We start from the raw sequence: 16,420 nt of genomic DNA, 5'->3' as shown, positions 1-16,420 counted from the left end.
GACCGCAGCCCCAGACCGCTCGTATACAGAAGACGACTCAGACCACCCGACCGTCCACCACCTGAATGGTCTTGTCGCAGCGTGCGGCCAGCTCGGGGTTGTGGGTGACAAAGAGCACCGTGGTGCCTTGCTCTTGGCTCACGCGGCGCAGCAGGTCAAACACCGCGTCGGCGCTTTTGCTGTCCAAGTTGCCCGTGGGCTCGTCGGCCAACAGCAGGGCCGGGTTCATGGCCAGCGCACGTGCCACGGCCACGCGCTGCTGCTGTCCGCCCGACAAGCTGCCCGCAGGCTGGTGGGCCCAGGCGCTCAAGCCCACTTTGTCCAGCAGCTCCGCAGCCCGCGCTTCGATCTGGCTGTTTGCAAAACCGGCCTCGCCCAGCAAGGGCATCATCACGTTCTCTTGGGCCGTGAAGGCATTGAGCAGGTGGTGGTGTTGAAAGACAAAACCAATGGCGTGACCACGCAAACGCGTCAGTGCATGGTCGTCCAGGCCTGTGGTTTCTTCACCGCCAATGGACAGCTGGCCTTGGGTCGGGCGATCCAACAAGCCAATGATGTTGAGCAAGGTGCTTTTGCCCGAGCCCGAAGGGCCCATGACGGCACAAAACTCACCGCGCTCCAGCGACAAGTCAATGTGATGCAAGATTTCAATCTCGTTGGGCTGCCCCACGTTGAACGATTTGCACACGTCGCGCAGCTGCACAACCTGAGGGGCGGGCGATGCGCTGGCCTTATCCACGGATGGCCACCACCGGGTCTAGGCGCGCGGCGCGCATGGCGGGTGCGAACGAGGCCAGCAGCCCCGTCACGGTGGCCAGCAACAAGGCGGTGGCAAACATCAGCGGCTCCAAGCTGACGGCAAACATCACCGTGCCATCGGGGTTGCGTTGGACTTGCTGCCACACCACCATGCCGAGCGAGCCCAGCAGCGAACCCACCACCGCGCCGCCCAAGCCCAGCAAGCCGCCTTGCAGCAAAAAGATGCGCAAGATTTGTCCGCGTGTGATGCCCATGGCACGCAAGATGCCGATCTCGCGCGACTTTTGCACCACCGACACCACCAGCACGCTGGCAATGCCAAAGGCCACCGACAGCCCCACAAACACCCGAATGGCGGTGTTGGCCGTGGTTTGTGCGCTCACCGCGGTGAAGAACTGTTCGTTGGTTTTGATCCAGCTGTCGGCTTGCACGCCCGTGAGCGCCGTGATGTGGCGTGCCACCACCTCGGCAGCGTACACGTCATGCACGGTCACATCCAGCGCCGACACGCCGCCTGGCAAACCCAGCAGGCTTTGGGCAGAGCGCAGCGCCATGAGGGTGGTGCGGGCGTTGGCCCCTTTGTTGCCCAAATCAAAAATGCCGGTGATGGTGAGTGTGTTGGCGCTGCCACTGGCGGCGGTGACTCTGAGCTTGTCGCCCACCGACACGCCCAAGTCGCTGGCGAGTTCGGTGCCAATCAAGATGTCGTTGACCGTCACGCGTGCGCTGCCACGGACTATTTTTTCTGGCATGGGCACGATCCGAAAGTACAGCTCTGGCTCCATGCCTATCACGCTGATGGCGCGGCTGGCGTCACCGCGCACCACCAAGGCTGAGCCATTCACCGCGGGCGACACCACGTTCACTTCAGGCAGGGCCTTGATTTGTGCCGACACACTTTGCCATTGATCAATGCTTTTGAGTCGCTGCAAAGGCGATTGCACGATGCTGCCCTCAATGGTCTGTGGGTCTGCACCGCGCAGGGCACGGGCCACTTCTTTGGGCGGCAGCAACTGGATGTGGGCTTGACCTGTCAACACACGCTTGACGAAGTTGGCTTGCAAGCCGCTGAGCAAAGCCGACATGAACACAATCACGCCCACCCCAATGGCCACACCACCAATGATGAACGCGGTTTGCACCCGGCCTTCACGCAAAAAGCGCAAGGCCACCAACCATTCAAACGGCATCCAGCGGGGCAGCACAACGGCTGGGTTTAGCGAGCGCGTGTCTGCACTCATTTCGCCACAAGGGTTGAGACGGGCCGTACCCGGGCTTTGTCGTTGACCGCAAGGGTGGCGGTGGCCAACACTTGGTCACCGGCTGCCAGCCCTTCGCGCACCTCACTCAAGCCCTGGCTGCGCAAGCCCAGCAGGATGGGGCTGCGAACCGCTTGTCCTTTGACCACCTTCAGCACCCAAGGGGCGTTGGTGTCGAGGTCGTGTACGGCCTCTGTGGGCACCAACACCGCCTGGCTGCGTTGGGCCACTTCAATGTCCACCGACACCGTCATGTCCTGTCGCAAATAAGCCGGGGCTTGTGTGACGTGCAGTTTGACCTCTACCGACCCGCGTTGTGCATCCACGCCCGGGTTGATGTACACCAGCTCCGCCGTGAAGCGTTGGTCTGGGTAGGCATCGGCTGAAACTTGGGCCGTTTGCCCTATCTTCAACAAATTCAAGTGCTTCTCGTCAATTTGCACCACCAGCTGTGTTTCGCCGGCGGGTGACAGCACCATCAGCACTTTGCCGGGTTGTACCGCGTCGCCAGGCTCGACATTGCGCGCAATCAAGCTGCCGGCTACGGGTGCGAGTACCTTGCTGTAACGCAAACGGGCCCGTGCCAGCTCTGCGCCTGCTTGCGCTTGTGACAAGGCGGACTCGGCCACTGCCATGTCACTGCCGCCCGCGCGTGCGCTGTTGAGTTGTTGCTGTGTGCTTTTGAGCTGCGAGCGCATCACCTGCTCGGCGCGTGCAGACTCGTCCAAGGCGGCTTGGCCAATGAAACCTTTGTCAAACAAATCTTGTGTGCGTTGCAAGGCACGTGTGGCGGCATCTTGGTTCACCTGTGCCTGATGCATGGCCTGTTCAGCCAACGGCGCTTGCACTTCGCGCAGTTGGCGCAGCTTGGCTTGCGCTTGCGTCACCGCCAGCTCGGCTTGTCGAACGCTGGCAACCAGCTCAGCGTCTTCCAGCTCAATCAAAGTTTGCGCTGCCTGCACGCTTTGGCCTTCGTTCACCGGCACGGCTTTGACGGTGCCGGTGATTTGCACACCCAGCTCGACGCGGTGTGGACTCTCAATGCGGCCACTGGCCACCACGGTTTGTACAAAGTCGCGCTGCACCACCACTACCACGGGCGTCTTAGGTCCCAAGAGCCAGCGCTGGCCACCCCACAGGGCCACAGCTAACAGCGCCAGTCCCACAACAATTTGAAATCGGTAAGAGCGCAAGTTTTGGAGTAGTTGCATGGTAAAGACCATGATACGCCCGTGCTCAGGCGCTACATTCGCATCATGAATTCCAAACATTTCCCGGGTCGTTCTCAGCTGTCTTACATCGCCGGTCAAGCCATGGTCGAGCGTGGCTTGGAGCCTGAGTTTTCTGCTTCTGTCTTGCGTGAGTTGCAGACGCTGACACATGCTGGGCAAGACCCAGACCCCCGCGTTGTCGACATGACGGCACTGGCCTGGTGCTCCATCGACAACGACGACTCGCGTGACCTCGATCAACTCACCGTGGCCGATTCGCTGCCCAATGGCGACACCCAAATTTATGTGGCGGTGGCCGATGTGGATGTGTTGGTGCCCAAAGGCTCGGCTCTAGATGCCCACGCCAAACACAACACCACCTCGGTCTACACCTCGACGCGTGTGTTTCCCATGCTGCCCGAGCGCTTGTGCACCGACCTCACGTCGCTCAATCCCCACGAGGAGCGTTTGGCTGTGGTGGTGGAGATGGGCATCAACCGCGATGCTGAGATCACCTACCACAAGCTCTACCGCGCCAAGGTGCACAACAAAGCCAAACTGGCTTATGACGCGGTGTCCGACTGGATCGAAGGCGATGCCGATCTGCCCGAAGCTGCCCAACTGGTGGCGGGTATGGATGCGCAATTGCACTTGCAAGACAGCGTGGCCCAGTTGCTGCGCGAACGCAGACACGCGCAGGGCTCGTTGGAATTTGAAACCCTGCAACCCCATGCCGTGTTTGAAGGTGAGCGCGTGGTGGCCATTCGCCAGCAAGTGCAAAACCGCGCCCGTCAATTGATTGAAGAATTCATGATTGCCGCCAACACCTGCACGGCACACTTCTTGGCTGAGCACGGCCATGCATCGCTGCGTCGGGTGGTGCGCTCGCCAGAGCGTTGGCAACGCATCGTGGCTTTGGCGGCCACCTACAACGAACACTTGCCCGCCGACCCTGACTCGGCGGCGCTGGAAAAGTTTTTGGCCAAACGCCACCGGGCTGATCCGGTGCGTTTTCCGGATTTGTCTTTGGTCATCGTCAAACTCATGGGCTCGGGCGAATACGTGGTGGAGCACCCCAAGAGCGAGGCCATTGGCCACTTTGGCCTGTCGGTGCGCGACTACACCCACTCCACCGCGCCCAACCGTCGCTACCCAGACTTGGTGACACAACGCATGCTCAAGAGCTTGTTGATGCACACCCCTGCGCCTTACAACACCGCCGAGTTGGAAGCCTTGGCCTTGCATTGCACGCGCCAAGAAGACGCCGCACGCAAGGTGGAGCGGCGCATGCGCAAATCAGAAGCCGCCTTGATGCTGGCTGGACACATCGGTCAGGTGTTTGAAGCCGTGGTCACGGGCAAAACCCCCAGCGGCACCTGGGTGCGCGTGTTCACGCCGCCGGTGGAGGGCATGCTCACCTCTTACACCCACGATCACGATGTGGGCGAGTTCCTGCGCGTGAAGCTGACCCACACCAACGTGGAACAAGGCTTCATTGACTTTGCGACGGTGCGTTGACCGCAGTCTTAGCTTCTTCCAGAAACGTGTCTTGCTTGGCGGTGAGCACCAGCGTGTCGCGGTAGCCGCCTGCCTGGGTGGGTTGAATCGGCGTGGTTTCGTGAATCACCCGTGCGTCGTCGAGCAGCAGCAACGACCAGGGCTCTTGCAAGGTGAAGCGTTCGCCTGTGGTGCCACGCGCGTCAAACACGCGGGTCTCACCCCCCTTGATGTCTTGTCGGTGCAGCATGAACACGCCCACCAAATCCACCCCGTCGCGGTGTGCGCCTTCGGGGGTGGGGCGGCCAATGCCATCGGTGGTGTCGATGCGAAACTGATGTGCCTCAATGCATTGCACGGGCGGCGTGTGGGCCGCCGTGTTGTCGGCGTGCAATTGAATCGCCGTCTGTGCAAAAGCACGCAGCAACCGCAGCCAGGGGGCTGAGGTAGCCACCTCGGCGGGCATGGGTTCAAACCAGCGCGTCATACCGCCATGCAAGGCGTTGTAGGTCAGGGGTTGCCAGTGCGCACGGTGCGCGACTGGCGACACCACATCGTGCGCAAACGTGAAAGACGCGTGCCGGCGTTTGCGATAACGCCCACCATCTTTCAAATACGGGTCTGCTGGCATGCCGTGCCAGCTTTGGGCGATCGCATTCAACTCGTCCAAGGTGCAGTGTGCCCAGGCACACACACTGGCGGCGCTCAAAATAGCATAGCCCGTGGTCTTGAGTTGTTGTGCCAATTGCGGCAGGGGAGAGGCTTGGGGGAGGATGTCAACAGGTGTCATGTTGGGGCCATCCTACCAATCGGCAGATTCAGTGCGGATGTCGCTGCTTCTCTTGCGCGCGCATTTTGATCAACTCGGCAGCGGTAATGCGCACATCTTTGCCGTTGATGGATACAACGATGCTGGTGTCGGTCTTGATGGCCACGTCTTGTGCAGCGCGTGCAGCACGTTGCATGGCAGCGTAGGAGCCAGCTAAATCTGGGTCTGTGGAGGTACGAATGTCTTTGGTGTTCATTGGGGGCTCCAGTCAATCAGTTGAGGCTCAATGCCAGAGTTGTCGTAAAACGCCCATGAGTCAACAGCACGACTATATCTGTTGTGAAAGTTGTCAAGCCCAGACTTGAAACGCCGACGAATCACGTCTTCGGGGATGTGATGGCCCCCTTGAGCAACACGGTTGGCCACTCTGGACACAGCGATTTCCGCTGTTGGTAAAGACAAAAACCAAAGCTTCACCTGAAACCCCAGTTGCCGCCAAATAGCAACTTTGTTGAGGTAGGTCAGGCCTGAGAGAGTGGTTTCAAAGGCAAAGCTTTTGCCTGCCAACACACACTCATCAATCTCTTCCAGCATCAAGCGACCCGCCTTGAGTGCTGCTGATTCAGGATTGAATGGAGCCAGTCCTGCCGCAATCAGATCGGCATTTATAAACCTCAGTGTTTGGGCTTCAGCAGGAAGAAAGTTGCGTGCAAATGTGGTCTTGCCCGCGCCATTAGGACCCGCAATGATGATGATTTTTTTTGGAATCGTGGATGACCATTCATCCATTTTGGCATGGCGCGCTAGTGGGCTGTTCATCTCAGCAAACCATGAAACAGCCCTACTTGGGTCACAACAAACAATATGATTTTTTATTTCCAAGGCGTCACACCCGGCACCTCACACGGCCCTTCAACGGGCACCGACTCAAAGTCTGCCGGACCCACAATTTCCAGGTACTCCATGTCGGGCGAGTAGTCGAACAGGTAGTGCACGATGCCTGGCTTTTGGTGCACGCAGTCGCCTGCTGACACCAAGGTGGGTTGGTCACCGTACATGAAGCGGGCCCAGCCTTTGAGCATGATGACAATTTGAAACTCTGCCACGTGGTAGTGCCAGCCGGTGCCGTTTTCGGGCGGCATATTGGCTTTGGCAATATGGGCAATGACCTTACCGTGGGTGGCTTTGGCCACACCGAGGTCGCGGTACACAAAAAAGTCACGCAGGCCCCCGGGCAAGAACTGCGTGTCGTTGGGTTTGATGTGCGAAAAATCGGTCTGGCTGTCGTAGGCGAGGGTCGTGCTCATGGTTAAAACTCCACTTCAAGTTCTTCGATGTCGTCTGGCTCGGCAATTGCGGCTGCCATCCACTCCTTGATCTCTGGCATTGACAAAATTTGGTCGCAATAACGTTGGCACACCGGGTCGAGTGCAATGCCATAGGTCTTGAAGCGCATCACCACGGGCGCAAACATGGCGTCGGCCAGTGTGGGTTTTTTGCCGAACAGGTAAGGGCCTTTGTAGGTGCTCAAACAGTCACGCCAGATGAAGAACACGCGGTCCATGTCGAGCTGCGCTTTGGACCACACCTTGAAGTTTTTGAAGTGTGCTTTGATGTTCATGGGCAGCGAGGCACGCAGTGCAGAAAAGCCCGAATGCATCTCGCCGCAAATGGACCGGCAATGTGCACGGTGCACCGCGTTGGTTGGCAGCAGGCCTGCTTTTGGTGCGATCTCGTTGAGGTATTCGCCAATCGCCAAGGTGTCCCACACCTTCGCGTTGCCGTGGTTCAAGCAAGGAACCAAGATCGAGGGCGAGAGCAACAGCAACTCGGCGCGTGCGTCCACGTTGTCAGTGGCCACGGGCACTTCCGAGAAGGGAATGCCTGCGAGCTTGACCATCAGCCAGCCTCGCAAAGACCAAGACGAGTAGTTCTTGCTGCTGATGGTGAGCGTGGTCTTAGCCATGAATGCCAATCGGTAAAGTTGCCAAAGTGACATCACGTTCGCAATAAATATGCCACCAGTGGCACGGCTCTTGCACTTGGTTGATGCATACACACAGCAAGAGGCAGCAGCCTGCGATACATGATCTATCACAACTACCAGATGGCGGCCAACCTGGCCGACCCCGTGCGCCAGTTCGCTGCGCAAGCACGCGAGATCAGCATGAAGTGGTTCGATGGCAAGCCCGCCACGCCCTTGCAGCGCATGACCGCGTACTATGAACAAATTGCCTTGATGGGCTTCACCCACGCCCGCCCCAACTACAACATCTTGCCCGTCCAAGACCTGCAAGGGCAGACACACGCCATTCAAGAAGAGCGGGTGTATGGCACGCCGTTTTGCGACCTCATGCGCTTCAAGCGCGAAGACCAACACGACTTGCCCAAGCTGCTGTTGGTGGCACCCATGTCGGGCCACTTTGCCACCTTGTTGCGCGGCACTGTGCAAACCTTGGTGCAAGACCACGAGGTGTACCTGACCGACTGGCGCAACATCCGCGACATTCCCATGAGCGAGGGCGAGTTCGGTCTGGACGAATACATCGAACACATCATCTGGTTCATGCAGCACCTGGGGCCTAACGCGCACCTGATGGGCGTGTGCCAACCCACTGTGGCGTGCTTGGCCGCCACCGCCTTGATGGCGCAAGATCGCCACGAATGCCAGCCCGCCAGCCTGACGCTGATGGCCGGGCCCATCGACACCCGCATCAACCCCACCAAGGTCAACGACCTGGCCAAAGAAAAACCCATTGAATGGTTTGAAAAAAATCTGATTGGCATGGTGCCCTTGCAGTTCAAGGGGGTGGGGCGGCGTGTGTACCCGGGCTTCATCCAGCTCATGGCGTTTTTGAACATGAACCTCAGCCGCCACCGTCAATCGTTTGCCACCTTGTACGAGCACCGCTTGAATGGCGACCATGAAAAAGCCGATGTCATCCGCGACTTCTACCAAGAGTACTTCGCCATCATGGATCTCTCGGGTCCGTTCTATTTAGAAACGGTCAAGCATGTGTTCCAAGACCACCTGTTGCCCAAGGGCGAATTGACCTACCGTGGACGTGCGCTGGAGCTGGGGGCCATTCGTAAAACTTTTCTGCTCACCGTCGAAGGCGAGCGTGACGACATTTGTGGTCAAGGCCAAACCTTGGCGGCACAAGACCTGTGCGCCATGCTGCCGGCTTACCGCAAGACGCACCATCTGCAAGCCGGTGTGGGCCACTATGGGGTGTTCAGCGGCAAGCGCTGGGACGCGCAAATCTACCCGGTGTTGCGCAACATGATTCAGTCGGCACAAGGCTGACATTCACCACGACGAGGCGCGCCCGCTTGTGTCTGGTGCGCAAAACGCGTGACATGGTGCGTGAAGTGCGCTTTCATGCGCTATGGCAGTGCGCGAAGCTTACATTTTTCTGGCGCGGGGCTTGCATATCAGAGGTACATCAACTTTGAGGTGCCCCATGTCCCATTTGCCTGACGACACATCTTCCAGCGCTTACGAGCCCTACAACGCAGAGCGTCCCTTGCTCATGCGTTGTGCCTGTGGCCAAGACCACGCGCCCAACCAGCACATTCAAGTGGCCAGTTCGGTGGAAGAGGCCGGGCGTCAATTCATGGAAGCGGCCTTGGTCAAGGCCTTGTTTCCGGTGGACGGTGTGCGTCGTGGCTTCTTGAAAGCGGTGGGGGCCAACACCGCACGCGCGGCCATTGCCTCGGTATTACCACTGGGCGCTTTGCAGGCCATGGCCCAAGACAAAGGCGCACTCGAAAAGAAAGACCTCAAGGTGGGCTTCATTGCCATCACCTGTGCCAGCCCCTTGATCATGGCCGAGCCCTTGGGCTTTTACAAAAAAGAAGGCCTCAATGTGCAGCTCAACAAAACCGCGGGTTGGGCCTTGATCCGCGACAAGATGATCAACAAAGAGCACGATGCCAGCCACTTTTTGTCGCCCATGCCTTTGGCCATGAGCATGGGCCTGGGCAGCACGCAAATGCCCATGAATGTGGCCAGCATTCAAAACACCAACGGCCAGGCCATCACCTTGCACGTCAAGCACAAAGACAAACGCGACCCCAAGAGCTGGAAAGGCTTCAAATTTGCCGTGCCCTTTGAGTACAGCATGCACAACTTCTTGCTGCGCTACTACCTGGCAGAAAACGGTTTGAACCCCGACACCGATGTGCAAATCCGTGTCACCCCACCACCCGAGATGGTGGCCAACTTGCGCGCAGGCAACATCGACGGCTTCTTGGGCCCCGACCCATTCAACCAGCGCGCGGTGTACGACGAGGTGGGCTTCATTCATATCTTGTCCAAAGAAATTTGGGACGGTCACCCTTGCTGCGCCTTTGGGGTGAGCGACGCCTTCATCCAACAAAACCCCAACACCTTTGCCGCGCTCTACCGCTCGGTGCTGACCGCCAGCTTCATGGCCAGCCAAGCCAAAGACCGCGAGTTGATTGCCCGCGTGATCGCACCCACCCAATACCTCAACCAACCCGAGGCGGTGTTGATGCAGGTGTTGACCGGCAAGTTTGCCGATGGCCTGGGCAACATCAAAAACGTGCCCGACCGCGCCAACTTCGACCCCATCCCCTGGCAGAGCATGGCGGTGTGGATGCTCACGCAAATGAAGCGCTGGGGCTACATCAAAGGCGATGTGAACTACAAGCAAATTGCCGAAAAGGTGTTCTTGTTGACCGAGGCCAAAAAGCAAATGGCACTGGTGGGCTTCAAGCCGCCCGAAGGCGCGTACAAAAAGTTCAAGGTCATGGGCAAAGAGTTTGACCCGGCCAAGCCCGATGACTACGTCAAGAGCTTTGCCATCTCGAAGATGGGTTGACCGCGCATGAATTCGCTCAACTTCAAAGCCCGACTCATCTCGGTGCTCATCTTCTTGTTGTGTCTGGGCGTGTGGTCACTCGCCACCATGGAACGCAAAGTGGGCCCCGGCCAAAACCCTGCGGGCATGACCGCCGAACAGGCGGAGTACCTCAAGATGATGGGCAAAGACCCGGGCAGCACCAAGACCAATGGCTTTCCCACGCTCACGCAAATGGGCGAGACCATTTGGAAACATGTGTCTGACCCGGTGTACGACAACGGCCCCAACGACAAAGGCATCCTCATCCAACTGGCCCATTCTTTGGGCCGTGTGGGCCTGGGGTTTGTGCTGGCGGCCTTGGTGGCGGTGCCGCTGGGTTTTGTGATTGGCATGTCGCCGCTGTTGCGCTTGGCCTTTGACCCATTCATCCAAGTGCTCAAGCCCATCAGCCCTTTGGCGTGGATGCCGTTGGCGCTGTACACCATCAAAGACTCGTCCATCAGCGGCATCTTTGTGATCTTCATCTGCTCGGTCTGGCCCATGCTCATCAACACCGCCTTTGGTGTGGCCTCGGTCAAGCGTGAGTGGCTCAACGTGTCGGCCACGCTGGAGGTGTCGCCCTTGCGCCGTGCTTGGTGCGTCATCTTGCCCGCCGCTGCGCCCACCATATTGACGGGCATGCGCATCTCCATGGGCATTGCGTGGCTGGTTATCGTCGCCGCCGAGATGCTGGTGGGTGGCACTGGCATTGGCTACTTTGTTTGGAACGAGTGGAACAACCTGTCGCTCACCAACGTCATCTTTGCCATTGGTGTCATCGGCATCGTGGGCATGTTGCTCGACATGGCCTTTGCACGCTTGCAGCAAGCCGTCACCTATGTGGAATAACCCCCAGCGAAAGAAACCCCTGTGCAAGACTTTCTGAAAATTGAACAACTCGAAAAGCGCTTTGTCGCCGACCGACCGGTGTTTGCCGACGTGTCGTTCAACATCGCGCAAGGTGAATTTGTCTGCATCATCGGCCACTCGGGCTGTGGCAAGACCACCATCTTGAACGTGTTGGCAGGTTTGGACCAAGCCAGCGGCGGCCACGTGTACATGAACAACCGCGAGGTGGTGGGCCCCAGCCTGGACCGAGGCGTGGTGTTTCAAAGCCACGCCCTCATGCCCTGGCTGACGGTGCGCAAAAACATTGCCTTTGCAGTGAAATCGCGCTGGCCCGAATGGAAAGCCCCCAAGGTCAATGTGCATGTGGAAAAGTTTGTCGAACTCGTGGGCTTGCGCCACGCCATCGACCAAAAGCCCTCTCAGCTCTCGGGCGGCATGAAGCAGCGCGTGGGCATTGCACGTGCCTTTGCCATCCAGCCGCGCATGCTGCTGCTCGACGAGCCCTTTGGTGCCTTGGACGCGCTCACGCGCGGCACCATCCAAGACGAGCTCATGACCATCGTGCGTGAGACGCAGCAAACCGTGTTCATGATCACCCACGACGTGGACGAGGCCTGTTTGTTGGCCGACCGCATCTTGCTCATGCACAACGGCAGCGACACTCCCAACGGCTATGTGCCGGGCGGTATTTCTGAATCGGTCACCAACCCCTTGCCACGCGACCGCACCCGTGCCGGCCTGCACCACTTGCCTGGCTATTACGAGCTGCGCAACCACATCGTCGACTTTTTGGTGGCACGCGCCCATGTGGGCCCCGCCCATTGATCTGTTTTTTTTCTGTACTTACCTAAGAGGAGCTTTTTATGAACCGCAACGACATCACCGAAAAAATCATGACCGTCAAGGTCTCCAAAGGCATCAAATGGGAAGACGTGGCCCAAAAAGTGGGCCTGTCCAAAGAGTGGACCACGGCTGCCTGCCTGGGCCAGATGACGCTCGATGCCAAGCAAGCCAAAATCATTGGCAAGATCTTTGGCCTCAACGCCGAAGAACAAAAGTGGTTGCAAGTGGTGCCCTACAAAGGCTCGCTGCCCACACCCGTGCCCACCGACCCACTGATTTACCGCTGGTACGAAATCGTCAGCGTGTACGGCACCACCATCAAAGAGTTGATCCACGAAGAGTTTGGTGACGGCATCATGAGCGCCATCGATTTCTCAATGGACATCCAACGCACTGCTGATCCCAAAGGCGACCGTGTGAACGTGGTGTTGTCGGGCAAGTTTTTGCCTTATAAAACTTATTGAGTTGTTGAGTTTTTGAGTTGTTGGGAGCGCGGCGGGTGTCGCCGCGTTTCATCAAGGCATGGCGAGTGTGATGTGCGGTGGGGATGACTTTGAGTTCAACACGGGTGTTGCTGTTTTGCATCGAGAGCCGTCATCGGCTCGCGCATACTGGCGGCATACCTCGGCCAGAAGCAGTCATGCAGCAACCCGTCCGATACCGGTCGCAGTGCTACGATGCCAAAGGATAAACGCCCCTTATCACATCTTTTGACAGATCTACTTCGACATGGCCCAAAATCCTTTCTACGTTTATGCACTGAAAGATCCTAGGGATAAACCTGCCAAGCCCTTCTATATCGGTAAAGGCACCGGCAATCGTGCTTGGGAGCATCAGGCGAATGTCGATGAATCTGAGAAAGGCCAACTTATTAAGCAAATCAAGGAGGTGGGATACAGCGTCATCCATACGATCGTTGCTGATAACTTGACTGAGCAACAGGCGCTCAAGATCGAAGCCGAATTGATTTCTGCATTTGGTATCCGATCACAGGGTGGCTTGCTGACCAACAAGGTTCGACCTAATCCGGAAAATATCAAGCATCGCGTCAGAGCCAACATTCCCGATGGTTGCTACGAAAAAGCGCAGATGGCCTTGGGTCTGATGAAATCAGCTGTCATGGAGCTTGCAAAGGCTAATCCGACAGGCATCTCAAATTCCGACGCGGCAAAATACCTGGGACTCCAATCTGACTATGGCGGTGGCTCAAAAGACTACCTGAGCTATAGCGTGATTGGACTTCTGATGAAGGAAGGGCGGCTAGAACGCACGGTCAGTCGAAAGCATGTTGCAAAAGGCGAATAAAACTACAGCAAACGCTTCACCAGTTGAAGACCAGCTTTTTCTTAGCGGCAATTTCTAGTCTGGGTCGATTTCTGCATGCCACCAATCATGACCGTGCGGCTGCTCACAGCCTAAACCGCTAATCATCCTTCCCGCCCACCAAGCCCCTCAACCCCTAACCCCCATTGCGTGGATCAACCCATACGACTTCGCATTCAATGCAACAGCGAACGCTCCGTGAATAAACGCAACGAGTTTTTCTGCAAGCCTCAAATTTGAATCGTCTTCTACCGTGGCACACCTATTGCATTCCATCTTGGATACAAGACTGGATGCACAACAATGGTGTCACGCTCAAGCCCTCATTCGCAGACGAACGCACTGGCCGATGAAGCCTGGATCACACGCCTCACGCCCCCTCTGAGCACGGCCCATTCAGGGGCGCTCTCTGGCCTGAGCTTCGCCGTCAAAGACAACATCGACGCGGCGCAGGTGCCCACCACGGCCGCGTGCTCCGAGTTCGCCTACACCCCGTCAGAGCACGCCGAAGTGGTGCGCAAGCTGCTCGCCGCTGGTGCATCGCTGCATGGCAAAACCAACCTCGACCAATTTGCCTGCGGCCTCAACGGCACACGCTCGCCCTATGGTGCGGTGCCCAATGCGTTCAACCCGTTGTATGTGTCGGGTGGTTCAAGTTCTGGCTCTGCCTATGTGGTGGCCACGGGGCAGGTTGACTTTGCCTTGGGCACCGACACCGCCGGTTCTGGGCGCGTGCCTGCGGGCTTGAACAACATCGTGGGCCTCAAGCCCACGCGTGGGTTGATCTCTGCACGCGGAGTTGTGCCTGCGGCGCAAAACGTGGACTGCGTGAGCATCTTGGCGCGCACCGTGGCCACTGCCGCGCAAGTGTTGCAAGCCTGCTTGGGGCCCGATGCGGGCGATCCGTTTTCACGCCAACTCACACTCAACACCCAGGCCTTGCCAGCACAGTTCAAGTTTGGTGTGCCACAGCAGCTTGAATTCTTTGGCGACATGCAAGCCAAGCAAGCCTTCGATGCGTCCATCACGCAGATGTGTGCCTTGGGTGGCGAGCCGGTGGCCATCGACATGACGCCGCATTTGCAAGCCGCCGCCATGTTGTACGAAAGCGCATTGGTGGCGCAGCGTTACGCGGCCATTCAACCTTTCTTTGACGCCCACCCCGAGCACGTGATGGAGCCCGTGCGCAGCATCATTGGCAAAGGCAGCCACTACAGCGCCGCCGATTACTGCACCGCCGAAATACAAATGCTGGGCTTGGCGCAAGTCGCACACCGCATGTGGGACGCCATCGACGTGTTGCTGGTGCCCACCGCGCCCACGCACTACACCATTGCGCAAATGCAGGCCGACCCGGTGGTGCTCAACCGCAACTTGGGCCACTACACCAACTTCGTCAACTTGTTCGACTACGCGGCGCTGTCGGTGCCCAGTGTGTTGCGTGCCGATGGCTTGCCCTTTGGCATCACGCTGATTGGCCCGTCTTGCAGCGACTGGCAATTGGCCGACTTGGGCCAGCGTTACCACCACGCCACGGGTTTGACGCTGGGTGCTACGGGCGAGCCTTTGCCTGCCATGCAAGCCATTGCGGGTTTGCAGGCTGAGCCCACGGTGCAGGTGGCCGTGGTGGGTGCGCATTTGTCGGGCATGCCCTTGAATACGCAACTCACCGAGCGTGGTGCGCGCCTGCTGCACACCACCACCACCAGTGCCGACTACCAGTTGTTTGCTTTGCCCAACACCACGCCGCCCAAGCCCGGCTTGCTGCGCGTGGCACCAGGGCAGGGCCATGCCATTGCCCTGGAGGTGTGGGAGATGCCCACGCGCCACTACGGCTCTTTTGTAGCCCTCATCCCTGAGCCCTTGGGCATTGGCACTTTGCGCTTGGCCGATGGCACCAGCGTGCAGGGCTTTGTGTGTGAGCCGCAGGCTTTGATCGGCGCGCAAGACATCAGCCACTTCGGTGGTTGGCGCGCTTACGTGGCCAGCCTGCAAGCCTGAACGATTTGATTTTGTTTTTTTGTTTCACCCACCTCTAGGAGAGATCTCATGAACCCATCCACCTCACGTCGCCAACTGTTGCAAGCCGGTGCCGCCAGTGCTGCCTTAGGGCTCATGGGCGCACCTGCCATCGTGCGTGCACAGTCCACTCCCAAAATTCGCATTGGCTACTGGCCCATTGCGGCGGGCCTGCCGTTTTATGCTGCGGTGGAAAAGGGCTACTTCAAAGAAGCCGGTCTCGATGTAGAGCCCATCAAGTTCGCCGCTGCCCAACAAATCATGGAAGCCATGTTGGCCGGTCGTTGCGACGGCAGCGCCAACGGCACCGGTTCGGCCAACTTGGCGATTGGTGAAATTGCTGCACCGGGCACGTTCAAAATCTTTTGTGCCAACCCCAGCAACGTGAAAAACGTGTTGGACGAGTTCTTGGTGCCCGTGGCCAGCACGGCCAAAGTCATGTCCGATCTCAAGGGCAAAAAAGTGGCCTCAGGCCCTGGCATTCAAAACGTCACCTTGGCCAAAACCGTGCTTGAGCGGGGCGGCGCCACCGGTGCCACGGTGATCGAGTTGCCCATTGGCCAACACGTGGCCGCCTTGGCCGCGGGCCAAGTGGATGCGGTCTACACCCTAGAGCCCACCGGCACCATTGGCCGCTTGAACGGCACCACCCGCGTGCTGGAAGCGGGCGTGATTTCCAAATACATCTTGGGCGACGCGATGGCCCCTTGGTTTGGTGGCTCGGCCTCGCTCACTGCTGAGTTTGTCAAAAACCATCCGGTGGAAACCAAGAAGTTCGTCACCGCCTATGCCAAGGGCATTGCACTGGTGCGTACCAACGCTGCTGAGGCACGTCAGTACCTCAAGGGCTACACCGCCATTGAAGGCGCGTTGACGTCTGAGGTGCCGCTGGCCGCTTACACCCTCTACAACGAGTTCACCGCCAAAGACATTGGCCACTTCCAGAAGTTCTTTGACTTGTTCTCCGACAAGGGCATCTTCCCCTCACGCCTCATGGTCGACACCATGTTGTACAAGGGTTAA

17 protein-coding genes are annotated in these 16,420 nt (G+C 58.3%); 9 read left to right on the top strand and 8 right to left on the bottom strand.

Features of this window, described 5'->3' with window-relative positions; genetic code table 11:
- Positions 1 to 37: 37 nt before the first annotated feature.
- From B9Z41_RS05275 to B9Z41_RS05265, 3 genes are read right to left on the bottom strand one after another with little or no spacing between them, the layout of a single operon-like run.
- On the bottom strand, positions 38 to 739 hold the full coding sequence (locus B9Z41_RS05275; protein WP_100145901.1) for an ABC transporter ATP-binding protein: 702 nt from the start codon (positions 737 to 739) through the stop codon (positions 38 to 40).
- Positions 732 to 2,000: an FtsX-like permease family protein gene (locus tag B9Z41_RS05270; RefSeq protein ID WP_233202537.1), complete on the bottom strand. Its 1,269-nt coding sequence runs from the start codon at positions 1,998 to 2,000 to the stop codon at positions 732 to 734. Before B9Z41_RS05270 ends, B9Z41_RS05275 begins: the two co-directional genes overlap by 8 nt.
- Positions 1,997 to 3,229: an efflux RND transporter periplasmic adaptor subunit gene (locus tag B9Z41_RS05265; protein WP_100145899.1), complete on the bottom strand. Its 1,233-nt coding sequence runs from the start codon at positions 3,227 to 3,229 to the stop codon at positions 1,997 to 1,999. The genes B9Z41_RS05270 and B9Z41_RS05265 overlap by 4 nt, the downstream gene beginning before the upstream one ends.
- Before the next feature lie 45 nt (positions 3,230 to 3,274).
- Here B9Z41_RS05265 and B9Z41_RS05260 point away from each other — a divergent pair, with 45 nt between their 5' ends.
- Entirely contained in the window at positions 3,275 to 4,747 is a 1,473-nt protein-coding gene (locus B9Z41_RS05260) for an RNB domain-containing ribonuclease (protein ID WP_100146230.1), read from the top strand.
- Here B9Z41_RS05260 and B9Z41_RS05255 read toward each other — a convergent pair.
- The 5 genes from B9Z41_RS05255 to B9Z41_RS05235 all read right to left on the bottom strand — a co-directional run bounded on the left by B9Z41_RS05255 (position 4,722) and on the right by B9Z41_RS05235 (position 7,461).
- Positions 4,722 to 5,516: a 2OG-Fe dioxygenase family protein gene (locus B9Z41_RS05255; RefSeq protein WP_100145897.1), complete on the bottom strand. Its 795-nt coding sequence runs from the start codon at positions 5,514 to 5,516 to the stop codon at positions 4,722 to 4,724. The two genes, B9Z41_RS05260 and B9Z41_RS05255, sit on opposite strands and share 26 nt — an antisense overlap.
- Positions 5,517 to 5,544: 28 nt before the next feature.
- Positions 5,545 to 5,751: a hypothetical protein gene (locus B9Z41_RS05250; protein WP_100145895.1), complete on the bottom strand. Its 207-nt coding sequence runs from the start codon at positions 5,749 to 5,751 to the stop codon at positions 5,545 to 5,547.
- Positions 5,748 to 6,284: an AAA family ATPase gene (locus B9Z41_RS05245; protein ID WP_100146229.1), complete on the bottom strand. Its 537-nt coding sequence runs from the start codon at positions 6,282 to 6,284 to the stop codon at positions 5,748 to 5,750. Before B9Z41_RS05245 ends, B9Z41_RS05250 begins: the two co-directional genes overlap by 4 nt.
- Before the next feature lie 83 nt (positions 6,285 to 6,367).
- Entirely contained in the window at positions 6,368 to 6,802 is a 435-nt protein-coding gene (locus B9Z41_RS05240) for a cupin domain-containing protein (RefSeq protein ID WP_100145893.1), read from the bottom strand.
- A 2-nt stretch (positions 6,803 to 6,804) separates the two neighbouring features.
- Positions 6,805 to 7,461 carry a glutathione S-transferase family protein gene (locus B9Z41_RS05235; protein WP_100145891.1) on the bottom strand — a complete coding sequence of 219 codons (657 nt, stop codon included), beginning with the start codon at positions 7,459 to 7,461 and terminating at the stop codon, positions 6,805 to 6,807.
- Positions 7,462 to 7,581: 120 nt separating this feature from the next.
- Here B9Z41_RS05235 and B9Z41_RS05230 point away from each other — a divergent pair, with 120 nt between their 5' ends.
- The 8 genes from B9Z41_RS05230 (at position 7,582) to B9Z41_RS05195 (ending at position 16,420) form a co-directional block, all read left to right on the top strand.
- A complete protein-coding gene (locus tag B9Z41_RS05230) occupies positions 7,582 to 8,802 on the top strand; it encodes a polyhydroxyalkanoate depolymerase (RefSeq protein ID WP_100145889.1) in 1,221 nt (406 codons plus the stop codon).
- A gap of 157 nt (positions 8,803 to 8,959) precedes the next feature.
- Positions 8,960 to 10,342: a CmpA/NrtA family ABC transporter substrate-binding protein gene (locus tag B9Z41_RS05225; protein ID WP_100145887.1), complete on the top strand. Its 1,383-nt coding sequence runs from the start codon at positions 8,960 to 8,962 to the stop codon at positions 10,340 to 10,342.
- Between the two features lie 6 nt (positions 10,343 to 10,348).
- Entirely contained in the window at positions 10,349 to 11,212 is an 864-nt protein-coding gene (locus B9Z41_RS05220; protein WP_100145885.1) for an ABC transporter permease, read from the top strand.
- A 21-nt stretch (positions 11,213 to 11,233) separates the two neighbouring features.
- Entirely contained in the window at positions 11,234 to 12,037 is an 804-nt protein-coding gene (locus B9Z41_RS05215; protein ID WP_100145883.1) for an ABC transporter ATP-binding protein, read from the top strand.
- A 38-nt stretch (positions 12,038 to 12,075) separates the two neighbouring features.
- Positions 12,076 to 12,519, top strand: a complete 444-nt coding sequence (gene cynS, locus B9Z41_RS05210) for a cyanase (RefSeq protein WP_100145881.1) — start codon at positions 12,076 to 12,078, stop codon at positions 12,517 to 12,519.
- Between the two features lie 265 nt (positions 12,520 to 12,784).
- Positions 12,785 to 13,360: a GIY-YIG nuclease family protein gene (locus B9Z41_RS05205; RefSeq protein WP_100145879.1), complete on the top strand. Its 576-nt coding sequence runs from the start codon at positions 12,785 to 12,787 to the stop codon at positions 13,358 to 13,360.
- 321 nt (positions 13,361 to 13,681) lie between these two features.
- Positions 13,682 to 15,379: an allophanate hydrolase gene (gene atzF / locus B9Z41_RS05200; protein WP_100145877.1), complete on the top strand. Its 1,698-nt coding sequence runs from the start codon at positions 13,682 to 13,684 to the stop codon at positions 15,377 to 15,379.
- Positions 15,380 to 15,427: 48 nt separating this feature from the next.
- Complete coding sequence (locus B9Z41_RS05195) at positions 15,428 to 16,420, top strand: ABC transporter substrate-binding protein (protein WP_100145875.1); 993 nt, start codon at positions 15,428 to 15,430, stop codon at positions 16,418 to 16,420.

The organism is Limnohabitans sp. JirII-31, from assembly GCF_002778315.1.
Lineage (GTDB): Bacteria > Pseudomonadota > Gammaproteobacteria > Burkholderiales > Burkholderiaceae_C > Limnohabitans.
Note: the sequence above shows the minus strand (reverse complement) of the source record. Positions and strands in the feature narration are given on the sequence as shown.